The following is a 22,179-nucleotide window of genomic DNA, read 5'->3' as shown; positions in this document are numbered from 1 at the left end:
GAAGCTCAGATAAAAATTAATAGGGTGGTATTAGTAAACCTGTTAAACTAGGTGCTTATATAAAATTAAGCAATAACTGCTTGGTTGCTATACCTCACTTTGGGATTTACTTTGACTAATAACGATATTTTACGCCGCATTCGCTACACTTTTAACTTAACTGATACTGCTATGGTCAATGTTTTTGCATCAGCAGAGCATACGGTCACCAAAGAGCAAGTAATTGCATGGTTAACTAAAGAAGGTGAAGAGGCTTTTACCCCAATAAGTGATACTGAGTTTGCAAGCTTTTTAAATGGGTTTATTAATACCCAACGTGGCAAACGCGAAGGTGAGCAACCAGAGCCAGAGAAAAAGCTAAACAACAATATTATCTTTATGAAGCTACGTATTGCTTTAAATATGAAAGCAGAAGATGTTATAGCAACACTTGCACTTGTTGATTTTGATTTAAGTAAGCATGAGTTAAGCGCATTTTCTCGTAAAGTAGATAACAAACATTACCGTGTTTGTAACGATCAAATATTACGTTTGTTTTTAACCGGCGTACAAAAGCAGCATCGTCCAGAAGAGTCTGCTTAGTAACTGGTTTTAGCTAATTAGCTTTTAGTTAATGGGCTTGTGTATGTGCAATGCTACATAAAGCCTATTATCAATGGTAAACCCCAACACTTAATAATTAAATACATTTATAACAACACCAAGTTACTTATTGGTTTACTTGCGTGTAAAAATTATATTGCCCCCGCACAAATAGTTCACAGATTAACGCTAATTTTGGCAAAATAAAGATAATAATTGCATTCGTAAGCTATAACGCTGTAAAGCTCGGTCATAACAGCGTAGGATCAAGTTACTTTCGAATGAAAATTAGGTTTGCACTTTAGGTGCATTAACATATAAAAAATTATGCAACTAACTGCAAAACCATCACTTCCTAATGCGTTACTTATTTCTATTAGTACACCACAATTTAAAGGCGACGAAGCAACAGAATCGCTTGCAGAGCTTGCTCGTTTGGTAACTACATTAGGCTTTAAAGTAGTAGGTACACAATCGCAAAAGCAAAGTTCTACCCAAAAAGTTAATGTACTGGGCTCAGGAAAACTAGCTGAAATAGCACACCTTACCGGCAATAAAGGGATGGTTGAAAACGAGCAAGAAGATGATTTACTTGATGAAGACCCTTTAACCGAAATATCCTCAGAAATTCCATCAAACGATTTAGAGTTTGCATGTGCCGATGTAGTGGTATTTGACTGCGATCTAACGCCTTCTCAACTGCGTAATGTTGAGAACCAATTAGGTGTAGAAGTATTTGATCGCACTGGTATTATCATTGAAATATTTAGCCGTCATGCGCGTACTAAAACAGCAAAATTACAAGTTGAAATTGCTCGCCTTAATTATGTCGCGCCACGGCTTCGTGAAACATCAACAGGTGATAAAGAACGCCAAATGGGTAAAGGTGCGGGTGAAACCACACTTGAGCTAAATCGCCGTAAGGTGCGCGATCAGTTAGCAGAATTAAAGCGCGAACTTGTTAGTGTTCAAGATGTAATGATGGACAGACGTACGCAGCGCTCTGAGCTATTCTCAGTGGCTTTAATTGGTTATACCAATGCGGGCAAGTCATCAATGATGCGCGCAATTACAGGTAGTGATGTAGAAGGCGAAAACAAACTTTTTGCAACGCTAGATACCACTGTTCGCGCGCTGTATCCGATTACCCAGCCTCGTATATTGGTTTCAGATACGGTTGGTTTTATTAAAAAATTACCTCATGATTTGGTTGCTTCATTTCATTCAACGCTCGCTGAGGCACATGATGCGTCGTTACTGTTATATGTTGTAGATGCTTCAGATCCTTCTTTTCGCTCACAACTTGAAGTAGTACATAAAGTACTGGCAGAAGTTGGGGTAGAAGGTAGCAAAAAATTATTAGTACTGAATAAGTCAGACCAATTAAGTACTGATCAACAGCAGTCGCTAATGGATGAGTTTCCTGATGCGATGATGACTTCTACACGTAATCCAGATGATATTAGTAAACTGCACAAATACATTATTGGCATTGCTCAAGAGGACATGATTGAAGAAGAGATTGTTATACCGTACACAGCTAAAGGTATTGTGGGCGAAATTCGATCGAGTATGAGTGTTGTTAAAGAAGAATATGAATACAGCCATATTAAATTAACAGTGCGTTCGAGTGCGATTGATTTAGAACGTTTAAAAAAGAGAATGTTGAATTTATAATAAATTCAGTACATAAAAAGCACAGCCAATTGGCTGTGCTTTTTAGTATTAGTCCTAACATACGTAAATTTAACGCTGCTAGCTCTGAACATAGCTCTGAGATAAATTCCCTACCCAGAGCCTCAGTTACTTAAAGACGAAACTAGGAAAAAGCGTTGTCGCTTAGCTCTTCTTGCATTTGCTCGCGCATTTTAAATTTTTGCAGTTTACCTGTTACTGTCATTGGGTAGTTTTCTACGAAACGGATATGTCGTGGCATTTTAAAGTAGGCTAGTTTGTCTTTTAAAAACTCACGAATTGCTTGCTCATCAAGTACAGCATCTTCTTTTGGTTGGATCCAAGCGCACACTTCTTCGCCATACTTTTCATCGGTTATACCAAATATGGCAGCATCTTGAATGCCAGGGTAGGTGTAAAGTACTTCTTCTATTTCTCGAGGGTAAATGTTTTCGCCGCCGCGAATAATCATATCTTTTATACGCCCAACAATCGTAACAAACCCTTCTGTATCCATGACACCTAAATCGCCAGAGTGCAGCCAACCTTCGTCATCTATTGTGGCTTTTGTTTTAGCTTCGTCATTCCAATAGCAGCGCATTATGCCTGCACCTTTACTACACACTTCGCCAGGTTGACCAATTTTTTGAATGTTACCCAGCTCGTCAATTATTTTAACCTCGGTATGGGCAAGTGCGCGGCCAACCGTTGTTACTTGCCGCTCTATTGAAGAGTCTGTTTCGGTAATGTTGTTTATGGGGCTGCACTCCGTTTGCCCGTAAGCAATCAGTATTTGATGCATGTTCATTTGTGTTTGTACTTTGCGCATTACTTGCTCTGGGCATGTAGAGCCTGCCATTACACCCGTGCGTAAAGTACTTAGGTCATAATCGTTAAAGTTACTCAGCTCAAGCTCACTAATAAACATAGTAGGTACACCGTGCAGCGCTGTACATCCTTCTTGTTGAACTACATCAAGCGTGGTTTTTGCATCGAACGAATCACTAGGGTAAATGGCTGCTGCACCTTTACTAACACACAATAAGCTACCCAATACCATTGCAAAGCAATGATATAACGGGATAGGGATACATAACTTGTCATCGCTCGTAAAGTGCATAGATTCGGCGACGAATAGCGCATTATTTAAAATATTTTTATGAGTGAGCGTTGCGCCTTTTGGGTTGCCTGTTGTACCTGATGTAAATTGTATATTGATGTCTTGATCAGCATTTAAGTTTTCACCTATTGCTTTTAATTCAAGCTCATGAGCTGCTGTTGGCAAGTTAATAACATCATTAAAAGAGTGCATACCAGGAGATGCTTCATCGCCAATGCGGATTATATTTTTAAGAGTGGGTAGTGCTTTTAAATTAAGTGTGTACTTATCGCAAGTTGCAAGTTCTGGCGCTAAACCATTAAGCATTTCTAAGTAATCACTGCCTTTAAAATTTGATGCTGTGATTAGAGTTGAGCATTCAACACTATTTAAAGCATATTGTAATTCGTTAGGACGATATGCCGGGTTGATGCACACCATTATTGCGCCAATTTTTGCCGTTGCAAATTGGGTTAAGCACCACTCAATATTATTAGGAGACCAAATACCAACGCGCTCACCTGGTTTTACGCCAAGGGCAAGTAACCCCTTCGCAAGCTGATTAACTTCTTTTTGAAATTCTTTATACGTTAATCTAATACCTTGGTGATGAAGTACAACAGCTAACGCCTCTGGCCTTTTGTCGACAATAAAGTCAAAGTACTCGCCTATAGTTGAATTTGTTAAAGGTGTGCTTTGTATACCTTTAAAGTAGCTTTGGGATAATGGCAAGTGATTTGTTTGCTCTACTTCTTTTACCGGGGTAGTGTGTGTGTGCATTGCTCTCTCCATGAAAATGTGTGTGAGTTATGTAAACTACAAAGTTAAAATAAACACATATTGTCGACAAAGAGAAGTGCAGTTAGACTAATGTATTATTAGATTAATAAAAGCTAATACTACTTTTTAGACACAAAAAAACGCGTTTTACAATGTAAGTACGCGTTTTTAAACGAGTAATGAGTTTACATTTCGTCGCTGCGGTATGTTTTTTTCATGATATAAACGTAAGCGTTTACAAAAGCATTTTCTTGGTACTTTTTAAGGCCTGTTTCTTCAAAATCAATAGGGATGGGGTTGCGTTTTAACTGCTCTTTAACTTCAGTTGTAGTAAATAAACGTACATCTAAGTTGTTGATTAATTGAATTGCAGTTTCCATTTTAAAGCCTTTTGCACTGCCAGCAAATTTACCTTTAGGCTGACGCTCACGAATTGCAACAGAATCAATTTGGTAATCTTGCATTAGTTTTGCAAAATCGAATTGAAATTTACGCATTACTTCAGTGTCGTTACCGTTACCTAAGGTAAAGCGTGTTTGGCGCACATCGCGAATATCAAATACGTCATTATCTTTACTTAAAATACAAAGTAGTACATCACTACCGGTAATTTCTACACCACATGTTCTCATGTCTATTCTCTAAAATAACTTAATTACGCAGTATTATACGCAACGCACATTAAAATGCGAGTGTGGGTATAGCTGTAGGCGCGTAATTAATGCATTGATGCTTTTATATTTTAATAAAATGATTTTTTTGCTTTAAAAGCTACATTTTGTGGATAAAACGGGTCGATTTCACCCCTTTAAACTTGTAATTAAATGCGCGGCACGCGACAATATATCTTTGTAGTTGAATAGACTCCTCATCTACATATATTAGTCAATGCTTATTCGTAAAAGCGTTGTCGAGTCATTCTCATTTAATTTATTAAAAATACACGTGATACATTGTAGGTGTCACCACTGTAGCAAGGATTTATAATGCCAGTTATTACTCTTCCAGACGGAAGTCAACGTAGTTTTGAAAACCCTGTAAGCACGCTTGATGTTGCAAACGACATTGGTCCTGGTTTAGCTAAAGCGACCATTGCGGGCCGTGTAAATGGCGACCGTGTTGATGCATGTGATTTAATTAGTGATGACTCTCGTCTTGAGATCATTACCGCTAAAGACGATGACGGCCTTGAAATCATTCGTCACTCTTGTGCTCACTTAATCGGTCATGCAGTTAAGCAACTTTTCCCAGACGCAAAAATGGCAATTGGTCCTACCATTGATAACGGTTTTTACTACGATATCGATATGGAACACTCACTATCACAAGATGATCTTGAAGCAATTGAAAAGCGTATGCTGCAACTTGCAAAAACCAACTACGACGTAGTGAAAAAAACAGTAAGCTGGCAAGAAGCACGCGATACATTTGAAGCGCGTGGCGAAACATACAAAATAGAAATTTTGGACGAAAACATCGCTAAAGATGACCGTCCTGGGTTATATCATCACGAAGAATATGTAGACATGTGTCGTGGACCTCACGTTCCTAACATGAAATTTTGCCAAAACTTTAAAATAATGAAAGTGGCGGGTGCATATTGGCGTGGTGATTCAGAAAACAAAATGCTACAACGCATTTACGGCACCGCGTGGGGCGATAAAAAGCAACTTAAAGCGTATTTAAAGCGCCTTGAAGAAGCTGAAAAACGCGATCACCGTCGTATTGGTAAAGCGCTTGATTTATGGCATTGGCAAGAAGAAGCGCCAGGCATGGTATTTTGGCACAACGATGGTTGGAGCATTTACCGCGAGCTTGAAGAATTTGTACGTGAAAAATTACGCGAATATGAGTACGAAGAAGTAAAAGGTCCAATGATGATGGACCGTTCACTTTGGGAAAAATCAGGTCACTGGGAAAAATATTCAGAAGCAATGTTTACCACTGAGTCTGAAAAACGTGAATACGCAATTAAACCAATGAACTGCCCTGGTCACGTGCAAATCTTTAACCAAGGTTTAAAATCGTACCGTGATTTACCACTTCGTATGGCTGAATTTGGTTGTTGTCACCGTAATGAACCATCAGGTGCACTACACGGTTTAATGCGTGTACGTGGCTTTACACAAGATGACGCTCACATTTTCTGTACTGAAGAGCAGATAATGGACGAAGTGTCAGCGTGTATTAAGATGGTTTATGATACATATGAAACATTCGGATTTGAGAAGATTGTAGTTAAGCTATCTACTCGCCCAGAACAACGCATTGGTGAAGACCATATGTGGGATAAAGCAGAGCTTGCTTTAGCTGATGCACTTAAGCTAAACGATATTGAATTTGATTATCTTCCGGGCGAAGGCGCGTTTTACGGTCCTAAGATTGAATTTACTTTGTACGATTGTTTAGACAGAGCGTGGCAGTGTGGTACAGTGCAATTAGACTTTGCATTACCGGGTCGTTTAGGTGCTACTTATGTAGCAGAAAATAACGAGCGTCGTACACCTGTAATGATACATCGTGCTATTTTAGGTTCTATTGAACGCTTTATTGGCATTTTAACTGAAGAGTACGCTGGTTTATTCCCGACGTGGCTTGCACCAAAGCAAGTGGTAATTATGAATATTACCGATAAACAGGCTCCTTATGTTAAAGAAGTTGTACAAAAATTAAATAAACTTGGAATTAGAGCCGCTGCTGACTTGAGAAATGAGAAGATTGGCTTTAAAATCCGTGAGCATACACTGAAGCGTATTCCATATTTACTTGTTGTTGGCGATAAAGAAGTTGAACAGCAAGAAGTAGCAGTGCGTACTCGCACAGGTGAAGACCTTGGCAAATTTAATGTTGATGATTTTGTAGCTAAAATTAGTGAAGAAATTAAAAATCGACAGTAAAAATCGAGCGTGTAAGGCATTAACAAACAGCCATTTACACGCTTATATTATTGATATTCTTGGAGGAACGTACTATTAGAGGCGGCAAGAAAGGGCAACAAACAGCTCAAAAAAATCGTATTAACGAAGAAATTACAGCGCAAGAAGTTCGTTTAATTGACATTGAAGGCGAACAAGCTGGAATTCAGTCATTACAAGACGCGCAAACTATGGCCGATGCAGCGGGTGTTGATCTTGTTGAGATCAGTCCAAACGCTGAGCCGCCTGTTTGTAGAATCATGGACTACGGTAAGTTCATCTTTGAAAAAAGCAAAGAACTAAAAGAGCAGAAGAAGAAGCAAAAGCAAATCCAGATAAAAGAAATCAAATTCCGTCCTGGTACGGATGAAGGTGATTATCAGGTTAAGCTTCGCAACTTACGTAAGTTCTTAGAAGCTGGTGATAAAGCTAAGATTACTATCCGCTTCCGTGGTCGTGAAATGGCTCACCAAGAAATTGGTATAGAATTATTAAACCGTATCAAAGCCGATTTAGAAGAGCTTGCAGTAGTTGAGTCTTTCCCAAATCGTGTTGAAGGCCGCCAAATGGTTATGATGATGGCGCCTGTTGCTAAAAAATAATTTTTAAGCGATAATACGCACCGAAATTAGCTCAGGTCTGCAAGCAATATGCGAATATTCACCTGAGTTAACCGGTCTTAAAGCAAGATTGCGGCATTTATGTTGGGTCTTCACCGGAACATGGCAGTAAGTTAGGCCTAAAAGTGGAGCTATAGAAATATATCTCACGCCTGCTTACTAATTTAAAAGCAATACAATTGGAGTTATTGCAATGGCTTATAAGCTAAAAAGTCACAGTGGCGCTGCTAAGCGTTTCAAAAAGACTGCTTCTGGCGGTTTCAAGCGTAAACAAGCGCATCTTCGTCATATTCTGACTAAGAAAACTTCTAAGCGTAAGTTACACCTACGTCCTAAGATGATGGTTCATAAAAATGACCATGGTCTAGTTTCACGTATGTTACCGTTCGCTTAATAGGGGTTTTTAGAAATGGCAAGAGTTAAACGCGGCGTTGTCGCACGTGCACGTCACAAAAAAGTTTTAAAACAAGCAAAAGGTTACTACGGAGCACGTTCACGTGTTTACCGCGTAGCTTTCCAGGCTGTTACTAAAGCGGGTCAATACGCTTACCGTGACCGTCGTGCGAAGAAGCGTACTTTCCGTCAATTATGGATTGCACGTATCAATGCTGCTTCACGTCAAAATGGTCTGTCTTACAGCCGTTTTATCAATGGTCTTAAAAAGACTTCTGTAGAAATCGATCGTAAGATCCTTGCAGATATCGCTGTTTACGACCAAGTTGCATTCGCAGCGCTTGTAGAAAAAGCAAAAGAAGGCCTAGCCGCTTAAGCTTTTTTATATAAGTATTAAAAAGGAGCCTATGGCTCCTTTTTTTGTGCCTGTAATTTAGTAACTTAAACCAATGATTAATACTAATTCGCTTAATTAAATGATCTATTTTGAGGGCGGAAAAACGTGTTGATAGCTAGGCAAAAAATTCGCTATTTAGTTGTTCTCGGCAATTGCTCCTGCATTGCTCTACCTTCTGCATCCATGCAGTCGTAAATGAGAGTTCTTTAACGCAGGTAGCGACATGTTTAGCCCCGCAAAATGATTAAGTATTATTGCGCATTGGTATAATACTTAATAAGGTTATAAAGCCTAAAAAAACAGGTGTGAATGATTGAAATGTATTTTGCTGCATTTTTTTGTTGAATCACCGCAGTTTCCTCATTATAAAAAATTTAGTTGATATAATTTATATAATTAAGGCGTTTGTTAGAGAATTATATGTTTGCAAGTTTACTAATTTTATCTGCAAGTGTGGCGTATGACGCACACTTACCTCCACTCATTGAGTGGCAGGGGAAAAGCGTAGAGCTTTTACAAAAACAAGGCCCGTTAACTACTGACTTTGAGTTATCTGCAGGTGAAGCGTCGCCCGATTATGCAAATACAATGGCATTTGTAGATAGGTTAGTTGCTGCAAACCCTACTCAGTTTCAATCTCAAACCATTGGCTATAGTAATAGTAAACGCGCAATAAAAATGTTGATTGCCAGTGAACAAGGCTTTTTTGAAGCAAGGCAAATGGCTAATAGCACTAAGCCAACTATTTTTATTCAGGCAGGAATACATTCTGGTGAAATAGACGGTAAAGATGCCATGTTTATGTTACTCAGAGATATAGCGACGGGCAAGCGCCGTGACATTTTAAAAAAGGTAAACATATTATTTATTCCTATTTTAAATGTAGATGGCCACGAACGTAGCAGTGCATTCAATCGTATTAATCAAAGGGGCCCTGCAAAAATGGGCTTTAGAACAAATGCTAATAACCTTAATTTAAATCGTGATTTTACTAAATTAGATACCCCAGAAGTTAGAAGTGTTTTAAAGGTTATTAACGACTACAACCCAAATTTATACATTGATGTACACGTTACCGACGGCGCAGATTACCAATACGATGTGACTTATGGTTACAATCCGGTATTTTCGAGCGAATCGCCTGCGGTATCAGATACATTAAACCAGTTTTTTAAACCTCTCATTGACGATACGCTAGCGAAGCAAGGACACACCCCAGGACCACTTGTTTTTGTTATGGACAAGCGCGACTTTAAAAAAGGGTTAGCGGGCTGGGTTGCTACGCCACGTTTTTCAAATGGTTGGGGGGATTTAAAGTCATTGCCGACTATTTTAGTCGAAAATCATTCATTGAAGCCTTACAAGCAACGTGTATTGGGAACTTATGTATTTTTAGATGGTGCTATTACTGCGCTATCAAAGCACAGTCATGAATTAGCTAATGCAGTTAAAAAAGAACAAGAATTTGTTCCTAAACAGCTAATAGTAAAGCGTGGCTATGCCAAGCAAGCTGATACGATTGCGCAGTTTAAAGGCATTGAATATTCATCAAGCATGAATTCACTTTCGGGTCAAAATGAAGTGAAATATTTGGGTAAAGCACATACATATACTGACTTACCTATTTATTGGCAAAAAGATGTACAACATACAGTTGAAGTACCTAAAGCTTTTTTTATTCCGCCTGTATATAGCAACATTATTGAGAAACTAAAGTTACATGGTGTCTCTATTAATAAACTTGAAGGGGCAAACACACAGCCTTTGAAAGTTGCAAAGGTGGCTGACTACACGTTTGATAAAGCACCATTTGAAGGGCGTTTTAGAGTATCAGCAACTTTTGATTACATCCCTGCTATAAATGTAGATTTAGATGGTTGGTATCAAGTCAATACTCAACAAAAAGCAGGTGAGCTTGCTGTGCATTTATTGCACCCAGAAGCTCCTGATTCATTTTTTGCGTGGGGTGAGTTTAATACTATTTTTCAGCGTACCGAGTACATGGAAAACTATGCGCTAATTCCGTATGCACGCCAAATGCTAAAAGATAACCCAAAGCTTGCGCTTAAGTTTGATGAAAAACTTAAAGATAAATCATTCGCGAGTGACGCAGAAGCTCGATTAAACTGGTTATATGAACAAAGTCCATTTTATGATCAAGCGTACTTAAAGTATCCAATACTTATGTCATTCGAAGAAGAAGTTGTTATTCCAGATCAAAAAAGTAAAGAAATTTAATATGGAAATCATAACTATACCTGTCACTGCCTTTGCACAAAACAGCCGTATTATTTGGTGTAGCGAAACTAAACACGCTGTGGTTATCGACCCAGGTGGCGACACTGATAAAATAATAACGGTCCTTAATGAGCATAAACTAGCATTAAGTGCTATTTGGTTAACGCACGGGCATTTAGATCATGTGGGTGGGGCTGATATTTTACGAAATCAATTTAACGTACAAATTATTGGTCCACAAAAAGATGAGTACTTTTGGTTTGAAAACTTACCTATGCAAGCACAGATGTTTGGATTTAAACCCATTGAACCGTTTTATCCGGATATTTGGCTAAACCATAATGACACCGTGAGCGTAGGTAAACTTAGCTTTTTAGTGAAACATTGCCCGGGGCATACACCCGGTCATATAGTGTTTTACCAACCAGACTATGAGTGCGTTATTGTCGGTGACGTTATTTTTAAACGCTCAGTAGGGCGCACTGACTTTCCTAAGGGGAACAGTGAACAACTTATAGAGTCGATTAAGACGCATATTTTAACCTTACCTGATAATACTAAAATATTGGCAGGACATGGTAGCGACACTACGGTGGGGTTTGAAAAGAAAACAAATCCTTTTATAAGTGGTAAGTTTGGTTAAGTTGCTTATTTTAAGTTTACAAACTGCATAAACATTAAAAATAAGCAGACTGAGTTTTAAAATGGTTGTATAATTTAACCAGTTTATTTGATAAATAAGAAATAAAATGTCTCTAAATCACGTAGATCGCCAAATATTGGCACTTTTACAACAAGATGCTAGTTTATCAACCGCAGAAATTGCAGATAAAGTAGGCTTGTCTCAATCTCCATGCTGGCGTCGAATCGCTAAGCTAGAGCAAGATGGTTATATAAAAAGCAAAGTGGCTCTTTTAGATGAGAAAAAACTTGGCTTTGATATGCTTGTATATGCACATGTGCGTTTATCAAATCACGGTAAAAAGAATCTTGCTGAGTTTGAAAAGCTGATCATGAGCTACGACGAGGTAACAGAGTGTTACACTATGGCTGGTACCATGGACTTTATGCTACGCATAATTTCACAAGGCATAGAAGGGTATGAGCATTTTGTGCGCGATAATTTACTAAGCTTAGAATACGTCCAAGAAGTACATTCTAATGTAACAATGACATGTGTAAAACGCAGTACTTCCCTTCCTTTGTAAAAGCACTTCTTTTAAAAGCTAAACCATTTTTAGTTTAGCTTAACCACATAATGATAATTGTTAACTGAGCGCTAATTTGGTAGAATTTAGCGCTTTTTTTGATACCCATTACACCATTTGAGGACCTCAATGTTTAACTTACTCAGTAGGGCGCCTAGCTCTGCTAAAAACGATATTCTATCTGGATTAACTGTGGCGTTAGCCTTAGTCCCAGAAGCAGTTGCGTTTGCCTTTGTTGCAAATGTAGAACCTTTAGTTGGTCTATATGCCGCGTTTATCGTTGGTTTAATTACGGCTATTTTTGGTGGTCGCCCTGGTATGATTTCAGGTGCAACCGGTGCACTAGCTGTTGTCATGGTAAGTTTAGTGCTTGATCACGGTGTTGAGTATCTATTTGCAACTGTGTTGCTGATGGGAATACTGCAAATTCTCGCGGGTGTATTTAAGCTCGGTAAGTTTATCCGTATGGTTCCTCATCCGGTAATGCTTGGTTTTGTAAACGGGTTAGCAATTGTTATATTTTTAGCTCAGCTAGGGCAGTTTAAAGTGCCAGATGGTATGGGCGGACAAGAATGGATGACAGGTAATCCATTATTTATCATGCTTGGCTTAGTTGCATTAACCATGGCAATAATCCACTTTTTGCCAAAATTGACTACAGCAGTGCCTTCATCTCTAGTTGCTATTGTAACTGTAACTGGATTAGTGATTGGGTTTGATTTAGAAGCGCATACAGTATTAGATTTCTTAAAAGGAATGACAGGCGACGAAACAGCAACAATCGCTGGCGGCTTACCTGAATTTCATATTCCTATGGTACCGTTTACTTTCGAAACGCTACAAATTATTTTTCCTTATGCACTTATTTTAGCGGCTATTGGTTTAATTGAATCATTATTAACGCTTAGCTTAATTGATGAGATTACAGAAACCCGTGGTCATAGTAATAAAGAATGTATTGGTCAAGGTGCTGCAAATATTACCTGCGGTATGTTTGGTGCAATGGGTGGTTGTGCAATGATTGGTCAATCAATGATCAATATAAATTCAGGTGGTCGCTCTCGTTTATCAGGTATAAGCGCTGCACTTATGCTACTTGGTTTTATTATTTTTGCCTCTAGCTTAATTGAAATGATCCCATTAGCTGCACTTGTTGGTGTTATGTTTATGGTAGTACTTGGTACATTTGAATGGGCAAGCTTTAAAATGATGAAGCGCGTACCATTATCTGATGCATTTGTAATTGTTCTTGTGTCGGGCGTGACGGTTATTACTGATTTAGCGATTGCAGTATGCGTAGGTGTTATTGTATCGGCATTAGTATTTGCTTGGCAGCACGCAAAACACATTTACACAACAAACTATATTGATGAAAAAGGTGCAAAAGTATATGAGCTGCACGGGCCGTTATTTTTCGGCTCAGTTAAAAACTTTTCAGAGTTATTTGATGTTAAAAATGATCCTAAAAATGTGATTGTTGAATTTAAACACAGCCGCGTATCTGACCACAGTGCAATAGAAGCAATTGATACACTTGCTGACAAATACACAAAAGCAGGTAAACAACTTCATTTACGTCACTTAAGTAAAGACTGTACGCAGTTGCTTCATAAAGCACGAGATTTAGTTGAAGTGAATGTGATTGAAGATCCAACCTACAAAGTAGCATCAGATAAACTAGCTTAATTTACACAAGGCTATTGATATTTAAAAAGCGGAAGGCGGATAACCTTTCGCTTTTTTAGTGTCTCGACTATTTGTTTGCGGTAAGACTCTTAAAAAGCAAGGCAAGCTGTAGTGCTATGCAAACTCATAAATCTATATAATAAGACTACCTAATTTTGTGAAAATTAGCCCTACATAGGTAAAAATAATAAAAATAACAAACGCCTATTTTATGGAATTAGCTTTAACCATACGGAGTAAACATCTATTTTGAACTGGCAATCTTTAGTCGATAACAGGCAACGTTTTTTTTGGCTTTTGCAAATCGCGGGCTGGATTGGTTACGCGTTAGTAAATTATATCGGCTCTAAAGTATTTGAAATGCGTGATATATATGTATTTGTTATTTTATTGAATGCTTACGCTGGTTGTTTGATGACAGTGCCGCTTAGGTATATTTACCGTAAAATTTGGAATGCCTCGCCCTGGGTGTTAATGATTGTAGTATTTGGTGCCTCTTATATAACGGGCACTCTATGGGCTGTCGTTCAAAAATTCAATCTATGGGAAATATACCGCCATGGTTATAGACCAGAGGAGTGGTTTTATTACCTGCAGCAAGGTTTAGATTCGGTTTATATTATTTTATGTTGGAGTGGTTTGTACTTTGGCGTTAAATATTATCAGTTATTACAAAGTGAGCGACAAAAAGCGTTAAAGGCCACAACGATGGCACACGAAGCGCAACTAAAAATGCTCAGGTATCAGCTCAACCCCCATTTTCTATTCAATACACTTAACGCTATTTCTACTTTAATTTTGGTTAAAGAAAACAAAGATGCTAACTTAATGGTAGCAAGGTTAAGTGACTTTTTACGTTACACACTTAATACCGATCCAATTAAAAAAGTACCGCTTGAGCAAGAGCTACATGCTCTCATGCTTTATTTAGAAATAGAGCGCGTCCGTTTTGATGAGCGATTGAAAGTAAATGTAGATATTAGCGAGCAAGCAAAAGAGGCTTTAGTACCGAGCTTAATTTTGCAACCAATTATAGAAAACGCGATTAAATATGCCATTGCCCATCTGACAGAAGGTGGTGTAATTGATATTAAAGCACAAGTATTTGCGAATGAATTATTACTAGAAGTGGGTGACAACGGCCCAGGCACTGAAATACTTGATGGCCAATTAGTTAACGCTCAAGGTGTAGGTGTTGCTAACACCAAAGATAGATTAAAAACGTTGTATGAAAATAATTATTCGTTTGTATTATCACATAATACGCCAAGTGGATTAAAAGTTAATCTGCGAGTACCTTTTGAGAAGGCTGTGAAAAATGACTAAAATAAAAACACTCATTGTTGATGATGAACCGTTAGCGCGAAAAGGTTTAGCGGTAAGACTTGAAGAATATTCTGATATTGAAGTAATTAAATTGTGTAGTTCAGGCGCTGATGCAATTGAAATGTGCCAAAGCGAGAAAATCGATTTGGTTTTTTTAGATATTCAGATGCCAGGTATGAATGGCTTTGAGGTGGCAAGAGCGCTTAGCGAAAGTACAAAAGTGCTACCTGCTATTGTATTTGTAACTGCTTTTGATCAGTTTGCTGTAAAAGCATTTGAAATTCATGCTCTCGATTACATTTTAAAACCCGTTGATGATAACAGATTAAAACAGGCGGTAGAAAAAGTGCATACTTATTTAAAAACGCAGCAAGACAACGCCCATAAGAAAAAACTAGCGAGTTTTGTAGCCGGTATTACTGGTAATAATTGCGAAGAAATATTAAAAAAATTAGCCACTGGCGATACCTTAACAGATAGACGTTACCCAGAATCACTTGCAGTAAAAGAGCAGGGTGAAATTATACGGGTACCTGTAGCGACTATCCAATGGGTTGATGCTGCAGGTGACTATATGTGTTTACATTGTGAAGATGGACAAACGCATATACTTCGTAAAACAATGAAAGAGCTTGAGCAAGAGCTAGACCCTCAGTTATTTGTGCGTGTACACCGCAGTGCGATAGTAAACACAAAACAAATTAGTAAGCTGGTTACACAAGTAAGTGGCGAGTATTTATTAGTACTTGAAAACGGACAAGAATTAAAAGTGAGCCGTAGCTATCGAGATAAGGTTAAAGCGGCATTAGCAAGTTAAAGCCAACGCTTTTATTACAGGTACAAAAAATGCGAGCTAAGCTCGCATTTTTTATATTCGGCGTTTAATTACGCAACAGTTACAATTTTCATTGTGTTAGTTGCACCCACAGTTTCCATTGAGTCACCGTGAGTAATAATTACTGTATCGCCAGACTGTAAAGAACCTTGAGAAACTAAAGTATCAAGTGCCGCTTTTACCATACCGTCTTTTTCAGTTTTTGTAGAATCAAAAAATACTGGGTAAACACCACGATAAAGTGCTGTTTGACCTAATGTACTCGCATGGCGTGAAAGCGAGTAGATTGGTAAGCCTGAGCTGATACGTGACATTAATTTAGCCGTACTACCAGATTCAGTAAGCGTGATGATAGCTTTAACAGAATCTAAGTGATTAGCTGCATACATAGCAGAAAGCGCAATTGATTCAGCATTGTTAGAAAAGCGACTATCTAAACGGTGTTTAGAAACGTGCGTTTCTTTTTGCGATTCAGCACCTAAACAAACGCGTGCCATAGTCGCAACTGTTTCTTCAGGATAATCACCTGCAGCTGTTTCAGCTGAAAGCATTACAGCATCTGTTCCATCAAGAACAGCATTTGCAACATCCATAACTTCTGCACGTGTAGGCATAGGGTTATCGATCATCGATTCCATCATTTGCGTTGCTGTTACTACAGTACGGTTTAATGAACGAGCACGACGAATAATTAGTTTTTGCTTGCCCATAAGAGCTGCATCACCAATTTCAACACCTAAATCACCACGAGCAACCATTACAGCGTCAGACGCTAGAATGATGTCATCAACAGCTTCTTGCGTTTCAACGGCTTCAGCACGTTCAATTTTTGCAAGTAGTTGTGCTTTTGAACCAGCAGCTTCAGCAAGTGAGCGTACGTAGCGCATATCGTCGCCACTACGTGGGAATGATACGGCAATGTAATCTACGTCAATTTCAGCGGCAGTTATTAAATCTTCTTTATCTTTTTCAGTAAATGCTGGTGCAGTTAAGCCACCACCTAAACGGTTAATACCTTTATTGTTAGATAAAACACCGCCAACAGTTACAGTACAATGTACTAAGTGCCCAGCTACTTCATCAACAGTTAGTTGAATAAGGCCGTCATTTAGGAGTAGTAAGTCGTTAGGGCTAACATCGTTAGGTAATTCTTTATAATCAATACCTACAGAGTTAACATCGCCTTCGCCTTTTTCCATTTTTGCATCAAGAGTGAACTTTGCACCTACAGCAAGCGTTACCTTACCTTCTTTAAAAGTAGAAACGCGGATTTTAGGGCCTTGAAGGTCAGCAAGGATAGCAATATGCTTGCCTAATTTTTTTGCAATATCGCGTACAGCTTGCGCACGGTCTTTATGATCTTGGGCAACACCATGTGAGAAGTTTAAACGTACTACATTAGCCCCAGCGATAATAATTTTTTCTAAGTTGTTATCTCTATCGGTAGCAGGTCCAAGGGTAGCGACTATTTTCGTGCGTCTTAGCATCAATTTCTCCTGTTTGCTTGGTGAAAGCATGTTGACGTTATTTTGTTGAATTAAAATATCTATATTAGATTAAAATATTTTAATTATGTGCAAACTTCAAAGGTTTGCCACTATTTTATACAAAACTATTGTGTCATCATTATGACACCGGTGTCAGAATGCGTCAATGATCTTAATTTCAATTAGCGTTGCTTTTAGTCACCCCGAGAGCATTGATGTTTGATATAATTACGTAGCTTATTTATCTGTAATAAAAAAGCATGTTGTATGGGCTCATAGTTAGTATTTTATGACTGTATGAGTATAATGCACGCGGTATTATTTAATTTATACACTGAATTTTCTAACCAAATAGTTGTTACCGAGGAGGACACTAGATGCAAGTTGCATTAGTAGGGTTAGGCGTTATGGGAAAAAATCTTGCCCTAAACTTGATTGAAAAAGGGATAACGCTAGTCGCTTATGATAAAAACCCACATGCGGGTGAAGAGTTACTAAGTTGTGCCAAATCACAAGGCATGGCTGATAGGCTTCACATTGTCTCTGATTTAAGTGACATGGTAAGGCGTTTAGAGGCACCTCGTTCTATTTTATTACTTGTTCCAGCTGGTGAGTTAGTTGATACAGTTTGTAATGAACTTGTAGAGGCCGGCGTTAATTGTGACGATATGATAGTCGATTGCGGCAATAGTAATTATAAAGACGGTATAACGCGTAAACTCAAATACCAAAATAAATTTGAATTTGCCACTATGGGAATTTCTGGCGGTGCAGAAGGCGCTCGTCATGGTCCTGCAATGATGGCAAGTGGTTCTGAAGGTGGTTGGGAACGTATTGAGCCATGGTTTGAAAAAGTAGCTGCTAGCTATAATGGCGACTCGTGTTTTGCACGTGTTGGCCAATCAGCAAGTGGTCATTTTGTAAAAATGGTTCACAACGGTATTGAATACGCACTGATGCAACTTATTGCGGAAGTGTACCAATTACTTCGTTTAGGTACTAATCGTTCTCCACAAGAAGTAGCTGAGATATTTAATGACTGGTCAGAAGGTCAATTAAATAGTTACTTACTGTCTATTTCTAGCCATATATTGTCACTTGAAAATCATAATAATGTACCGCTTGCGGACTTAATTGATAATAAAGTTGGCGCTAAAGGTACTGGTCTTTGGACTGCGCAAAATGCACTCGAACTTGGTATTGCAGTCCCTTCACTTGTTGCTGCTGTTCAAGCTCGTCATTTAACTAATGCATGTAACACAACGGCTGCACAAGAGATGACATATGCATCTAAATCAACGAACAATGTTGAAATTGATTTAGAAGAGCTAAAAGACGCGTTCTTACTTGCAAGCTTACTTGCGTATCGTCAAGGTTTAGCGCTAATTAAAGGTGCATCACGTACTCATCAGTGGAAAGTAGATTTATCTAAAACGCTTCAAACATGGCGCGCTGGTTGTATAATCTGTGCTGACTACCTTGATAGCGTTGCACAAGGTGTTGAATTTATTGACACTCTTGAAAAAGAGTCTAACTCTTTGCGAAAAATTACCGGTCAAGCAATAATGACTGGTTTAGCATTCCCTGTATTGGGAGCTACACAAACGTATTTAGCAACATTAACTACACCGAGTAATGGGCATTTAGTTCAAGCCCAGCGTGATTACTTTGGTGAGCACGGCATAAAAACCCACAGTGGTGAAATGTGTCATTTAACTGATTTAGTAGATATAGACGCTAAAGTTAGATAAAAAACAGTTGTTTAAAACGATAAAGGCACGCTATTTAGCGTGCCTTTTGTATTTTTACAGGCTAAAAATTAACGGCTCAACTCACCACGTAAGTTATCTTGCATTAAATGACGAATCGTTTCGACTTCAAGCTTTTGGCTAAATAAATAATGTAACTTAGTTAAACATGCTTCAAGAGTCATATCGTACCCACTTATTACACCAATATTTAATAGCGCATTACCTGTTGCATAGCCACCCATGTTTACATGACCTTTTAAACACTGAGTTAAGTTAACAATTACGACGCCACGTTTACTTGCTTCTTCGAGTATTGACAAAAAGCTCGGATCTTGTGGTGCATTACCTACACCAAAACTCAGTAGCACCAGTGATTTAATATTGCCATTGACCAAGCTTTTAACTACCTCTTGGCTAATGCCAGGGTACAAATAAAGCACCCCGATAGGTTGAGGTGTAATAGGTGTAACTTGCAGCTCATTTTCAACATATGGGCTAAGCTGACCCTTAATAAGTTGAATATTAATACCCGATAACGCGAGAGGGTCTAGATTCGGCGAGGCAAAAGCATTAAACCCATCCGCGTGTGCTTTAGTTGCTCTATTACCTCTAAACAGTTGGTTATTAAAAAAGAGACTTACTTCAGCAATAGGATAATTTGCAGCTAAATACATGGCATTAAGTAAGTTTACTTGGCCATCAGAACGTAATTGTGAGAGCGGAATTTGTGAGCCGGTTACAATCACAGGTTTAGTCAAATTTTCGAACATAAATGACAGCGCTGAGGCTGTATACGCCATAGTATCAGTGCCATGGAGCACCACAAAACCATCATAATCTTGGTATTTATCTTTGATATCATTAGCAATGAGTTGCCAATGCTCTGGAGACATGTCTGAAGAATCTATAAGAGGGCAGTATTCGTGAATATCAAACAAAGGCATTTCATCACGATTAAATTCTGCGTTATTCACTACGGTTTCTGTTAAAAAACCTTCAGCTGGAATATAGCCTCGACTCGATTTTTTCATACCTATAGTACCGCCAGTATAAGCGATATAAATTCGTTTACGTTTCATAAAAAAAGCCCAGTAAAAAAACTGGGCCTAGTATAACGTTAAGCAGCTTTAAATACAGCTGATTAGGTGAAGCTATGCACTTTTATTGTGCAACGTTACACACTAAACAGCGTGCGTATACACCTTGTGGATCGTTGTAATCATTAAGGTTTTCAACTTCAGTACTTAATTGGTTAATAACACTTCGTAAATTAGCTTGTGTTGCTAACACAGATGTTTTTTGTGTTTGCAAACCAAGCATAGATTTAATAGATGCATTACCAAAAATGTTTTGAATCATTTTTTCTTGCGAGCTTAAATCTTGTTTAATAGTTTTAACTTCATAATGATTAAGCTTGGCAAGTGCAGCAGCGGCTTCAATCGCACCTTGTTTGTCGCCTAGCTTATCAACCAAACCTAGTTCAAGTGCTTGAGATGCAATCCATACGCGGCCTTGGGCAATTTTGTCAACCTGCTCAGGCGTCATATTACGCGCATCAGCAACAACATTTAAAAAGCGACCGTATGCTTCCTCAACGTTCATTTGAATTACTTGACCCATCTTTTCATTTAGTGGACGAGTGATAGAAAAGCCAGCCATTTCGGTTGTTGCAACGCCATCTGAATAAACACCAATTTTCGATAAGGTTTTCTCAAATGTCATAAACGTACCAAATACACCAATTGAGCCTGTAATTGTACTTGGTGCTGCCCAAATTTCGTTTGCAGCAGAGGCAATCCAATAACCACCTGATGCAGCCACAGAACTCATTGAAGCAATAACAGGTTTACCAGCAGCCTTAAGGGCTAATACTTCAGCACGAATAACTTCAGAGGCAAACATACTACCGCCACCAGAGTCTATACGTAGTACAACCGCTTTAACTTTATCATCTAGGCGTGCTTTACGAAGTAGGGCAGCTGTAGAGTCACCCCCAATTTCGCCTGCTTTACGCTCACCATCAACAATCGTACCTTTAGCAACAACTACCGCTACTTTTTCGGTAATAGGGTTATCAATTTCAATAGGCGGTTTAATTAAGCTTAAGTATTCACGAAATGAAACTTGCTTAAATGTCTTACCATCTTCTTGTGTGCCTACTAAATCAATTAATTGTTTACGAACTTGCTGATTTGTTTTTAAAGAGTCAACCCACTGGTGATCAAGTGCATATTTACCTGCATCGCCATCGGCAGCTTTCATTTTTTCTAGATATACGTCCATTGTTTCGTCAAAATTTGACTCATCAAACGGGCGAACAGCGGCAACATCTTGTTTGTATTCGCTCCAAAGAGCGCCTAACCAAACGCGGTTAGCTTCTTTAGCTGCATCGGACATGTCGTTACGAATAAAAGGTTCTACTGCTGACTTAAATGTACCAACACGGAAAATATGCTGCGTTACTTCAAGCTTTTCAAGTGCATCTTTAAAGTAAAGCGGGTACATGCCATAACCTTCAATACCTACGCTGCCGTATGGGTGCATAGCTATTTCGTCAGCATGCGATGCAATATAGTATTGTGCTTGAGTATAGTAATAACCCGATGCAATTACTTTTTTGCCAGCTTGCTTGAAGGCATCAATAGCCTTTGTAATTTGCTTAAGTTTATTTAAATGTGCTTTAGGCATCTCTTGTAAATCAAGCAATATCACCGAGATACGATCGTCTTTAGTCGCTTCGTTTATTACTTCAACAATATCGTCGAGTAATATTTCGCTTGGTGCTTCAGAACCAGAAGTTGCATCACTAATTGCGGCTTCAACTGGGTCTATATATGTTTTCTCTTCAACAATAGGGCCATTTAAGTTAAGCCTGAGTACAGAGCCATTTTCAACTATTATTTGATCATCGTCACTTGAGAGTGACACAAAGAAAACAATTACCAGTAATAAAAACAAAATGTTTAGTATTAAGCGACGAGAAAAATTAATTCCAGCCCAAATACCTTTAAATACCTTTGCTATCAAAATAGCTCCTTAATTTGGTACAGTTAATACATTAGTTCCATCTTAGCCTAGAATAAAAATAAATTTAACTGCTAAATCGTAACGAAGTGTTTATGAACCTATATAAACGTAAGTTTTTACTGCTATTTTTAATTAAATGCATGCACATATTGCTTATTACT

At 38.4% G+C, this 22,179-nt stretch carries 18 protein-coding genes; 13 read left to right on the top strand and 5 right to left on the bottom strand.

What is annotated here, in order from left to right; translation table 11 throughout:
• Window positions 1–111: 111 nt before the first annotated feature.
• Both H5159_RS03695 and hflX read left to right on the top strand, forming a co-directional pair.
• Entirely contained in the window at window positions 112–582 is a 471-nt protein-coding gene (locus H5159_RS03695; RefSeq protein WP_182694991.1) for a DUF1456 family protein, read from the top strand.
• Between the two features lie 327 nt (window positions 583–909).
• A complete protein-coding gene (gene hflX / locus H5159_RS03690) occupies window positions 910–2,259 on the top strand; it encodes a GTPase HflX (protein ID WP_024595635.1) in 1,350 nt (449 codons plus the stop codon).
• Window positions 2,260–2,401: 142 nt separating this feature from the next.
• Here hflX and H5159_RS03685 read toward each other — a convergent pair whose 3' ends face one another.
• On the bottom strand, window positions 2,402–4,135 hold the full coding sequence (locus H5159_RS03685) for an AMP-binding protein (RefSeq protein WP_182779740.1): 1,734 nt from the start codon (window positions 4,133–4,135) through the stop codon (window positions 2,402–2,404).
• 185 nt (window positions 4,136–4,320) lie between these two features.
• Complete coding sequence (locus tag H5159_RS03680) at window positions 4,321–4,767, bottom strand: DUF3010 family protein (protein ID WP_024595637.1); 447 nt, start codon at window positions 4,765–4,767, stop codon at window positions 4,321–4,323.
• 354 nt (window positions 4,768–5,121) lie between these two features.
• Between H5159_RS03680 and thrS the strand changes: the two genes are divergently transcribed.
• From thrS to H5159_RS03630, 10 genes are all read left to right on the top strand, one after another.
• Window positions 5,122–7,032 (top strand): threonine--tRNA ligase, encoded by a 1,911-nt coding sequence (gene thrS, locus H5159_RS03675; RefSeq protein WP_024595638.1) that lies wholly within the window; start codon window positions 5,122–5,124, stop codon window positions 7,030–7,032.
• A 59-nt stretch (window positions 7,033–7,091) separates the two neighbouring features.
• A complete protein-coding gene (gene infC / locus H5159_RS03670; protein ID WP_002960714.1) occupies window positions 7,092–7,652 on the top strand; it encodes a translation initiation factor IF-3 in 561 nt (186 codons plus the stop codon).
• Window positions 7,653–7,863: 211 nt separating this feature from the next.
• The gene (gene rpmI, locus H5159_RS03665) at window positions 7,864–8,064 is read left to right on the top strand and encodes a 50S ribosomal protein L35 (protein ID WP_002960713.1); all 201 of its coding nucleotides are present in this window, start codon (window positions 7,864–7,866) and stop codon (window positions 8,062–8,064) included.
• Window positions 8,065–8,079: 15 nt separating this feature from the next.
• On the top strand, window positions 8,080–8,439 hold the full coding sequence (rplT, locus tag H5159_RS03660) for a 50S ribosomal protein L20 (RefSeq protein WP_002960711.1): 360 nt from the start codon (window positions 8,080–8,082) through the stop codon (window positions 8,437–8,439).
• 441 nt (window positions 8,440–8,880) lie between these two features.
• On the top strand, window positions 8,881–10,698 hold the full coding sequence (locus H5159_RS03655) for a M14 family metallopeptidase (protein WP_182779739.1): 1,818 nt from the start codon (window positions 8,881–8,883) through the stop codon (window positions 10,696–10,698).
• A 1-nt stretch (window position 10,699) separates the two neighbouring features.
• On the top strand, window positions 10,700–11,341 hold the full coding sequence (locus H5159_RS03650; protein WP_182779738.1) for an MBL fold metallo-hydrolase: 642 nt from the start codon (window positions 10,700–10,702) through the stop codon (window positions 11,339–11,341).
• 106 nt (window positions 11,342–11,447) lie between these two features.
• Window positions 11,448–11,906 (top strand): Lrp/AsnC family transcriptional regulator, encoded by a 459-nt coding sequence (locus tag H5159_RS03645; RefSeq protein ID WP_002960703.1) that lies wholly within the window; start codon window positions 11,448–11,450, stop codon window positions 11,904–11,906.
• Between the two features lie 129 nt (window positions 11,907–12,035).
• Window positions 12,036–13,592 (top strand): SulP family inorganic anion transporter, encoded by a 1,557-nt coding sequence (locus H5159_RS03640; protein ID WP_182779737.1) that lies wholly within the window; start codon window positions 12,036–12,038, stop codon window positions 13,590–13,592.
• A gap of 249 nt (window positions 13,593–13,841) precedes the next feature.
• On the top strand, window positions 13,842–14,918 hold the full coding sequence (locus H5159_RS03635) for a sensor histidine kinase (RefSeq protein ID WP_024596641.1): 1,077 nt from the start codon (window positions 13,842–13,844) through the stop codon (window positions 14,916–14,918).
• Window positions 14,911–15,735, top strand: a complete 825-nt coding sequence (locus H5159_RS03630; protein WP_024596642.1) for a LytTR family DNA-binding domain-containing protein — start codon at window positions 14,911–14,913, stop codon at window positions 15,733–15,735. Before H5159_RS03635 ends, H5159_RS03630 begins: the two co-directional genes overlap by 8 nt.
• 68 nt (window positions 15,736–15,803) lie before the next feature.
• Here H5159_RS03630 and pyk read toward each other — a convergent pair whose 3' ends face one another.
• Window positions 15,804–17,240 (bottom strand): pyruvate kinase, encoded by a 1,437-nt coding sequence (gene pyk / locus H5159_RS03625; RefSeq protein ID WP_002962904.1) that lies wholly within the window; start codon window positions 17,238–17,240, stop codon window positions 15,804–15,806.
• A 377-nt stretch (window positions 17,241–17,617) separates the two neighbouring features.
• Between pyk and gndA the strand changes: the two genes are divergently transcribed.
• Window positions 17,618–18,991 (top strand): NADP-dependent phosphogluconate dehydrogenase, encoded by a 1,374-nt coding sequence (gene gndA, locus H5159_RS03620; RefSeq protein WP_182779736.1) that lies wholly within the window; start codon window positions 17,618–17,620, stop codon window positions 18,989–18,991.
• 68 nt (window positions 18,992–19,059) lie between these two features.
• Here gndA and ansA read toward each other — a convergent pair whose 3' ends face one another.
• On the bottom strand, window positions 19,060–20,070 hold the full coding sequence (gene ansA, locus H5159_RS03615; RefSeq protein ID WP_002962901.1) for an asparaginase: 1,011 nt from the start codon (window positions 20,068–20,070) through the stop codon (window positions 19,060–19,062).
• A gap of 82 nt (window positions 20,071–20,152) precedes the next feature.
• Window positions 20,153–22,018: a signal peptide peptidase SppA gene (gene sppA, locus H5159_RS03610; protein ID WP_182779735.1), complete on the bottom strand. Its 1,866-nt coding sequence runs from the start codon at window positions 22,016–22,018 to the stop codon at window positions 20,153–20,155.
• Between the last annotated feature and the right edge of the window lie 161 nt (window positions 22,019–22,179).

This window comes from Pseudoalteromonas sp. SG43-1 (assembly GCF_014164415.1).
Taxonomy (GTDB): Bacteria; Pseudomonadota; Gammaproteobacteria; order Enterobacterales; family Alteromonadaceae; genus Pseudoalteromonas; species Pseudoalteromonas distincta.
The sequence above is the reverse complement of the archived record's forward strand: the minus strand, read 5'-3'. Positions and strand labels throughout refer to the sequence as shown.

Excerpts from the sequence above, each read along its gene's own strand:
- H5159_RS03685 (WP_182779740.1), bottom strand. The coding sequence starts at position 4,135 with ATGCACACACACACTACCCCGGTAAAAGAAGTAGAGCAAACAAATCAC.
- H5159_RS03650 (WP_182779738.1), top strand. The coding sequence starts at position 10,700 with ATGGAAATCATAACTATACCTGTCACTGCCTTTGCACAAAACAGCCGT.
- H5159_RS03680 (WP_024595637.1), bottom strand. The coding sequence starts at position 4,767 with ATGAGAACATGTGGTGTAGAAATTACCGGTAGTGATGTACTACTTTGT.
- rpmI (WP_002960713.1), top strand. The coding sequence starts at position 7,864 with ATGGCTTATAAGCTAAAAAGTCACAGTGGCGCTGCTAAGCGTTTCAAA.
- gndA (WP_182779736.1), top strand. The coding sequence starts at position 17,618 with ATGCAAGTTGCATTAGTAGGGTTAGGCGTTATGGGAAAAAATCTTGCC.
- ansA (WP_002962901.1), bottom strand. The coding sequence starts at position 20,070 with ATGAAACGTAAACGAATTTATATCGCTTATACTGGCGGTACTATAGGT.
- hflX (WP_024595635.1), top strand. The coding sequence starts at position 910 with ATGCAACTAACTGCAAAACCATCACTTCCTAATGCGTTACTTATTTCT.
- H5159_RS03630 (WP_024596642.1), top strand. The coding sequence starts at position 14,911 with ATGACTAAAATAAAAACACTCATTGTTGATGATGAACCGTTAGCGCGA.
- H5159_RS03640 (WP_182779737.1), top strand. The coding sequence starts at position 12,036 with ATGTTTAACTTACTCAGTAGGGCGCCTAGCTCTGCTAAAAACGATATT.
- H5159_RS03645 (WP_002960703.1), top strand. The coding sequence starts at position 11,448 with ATGTCTCTAAATCACGTAGATCGCCAAATATTGGCACTTTTACAACAA.
- thrS (WP_024595638.1), top strand. The coding sequence starts at position 5,122 with ATGCCAGTTATTACTCTTCCAGACGGAAGTCAACGTAGTTTTGAAAAC.
- rplT (WP_002960711.1), top strand. The coding sequence starts at position 8,080 with ATGGCAAGAGTTAAACGCGGCGTTGTCGCACGTGCACGTCACAAAAAA.
- H5159_RS03655 (WP_182779739.1), top strand. The coding sequence starts at position 8,881 with ATGTTTGCAAGTTTACTAATTTTATCTGCAAGTGTGGCGTATGACGCA.
- pyk (WP_002962904.1), bottom strand. The coding sequence starts at position 17,240 with ATGCTAAGACGCACGAAAATAGTCGCTACCCTTGGACCTGCTACCGAT.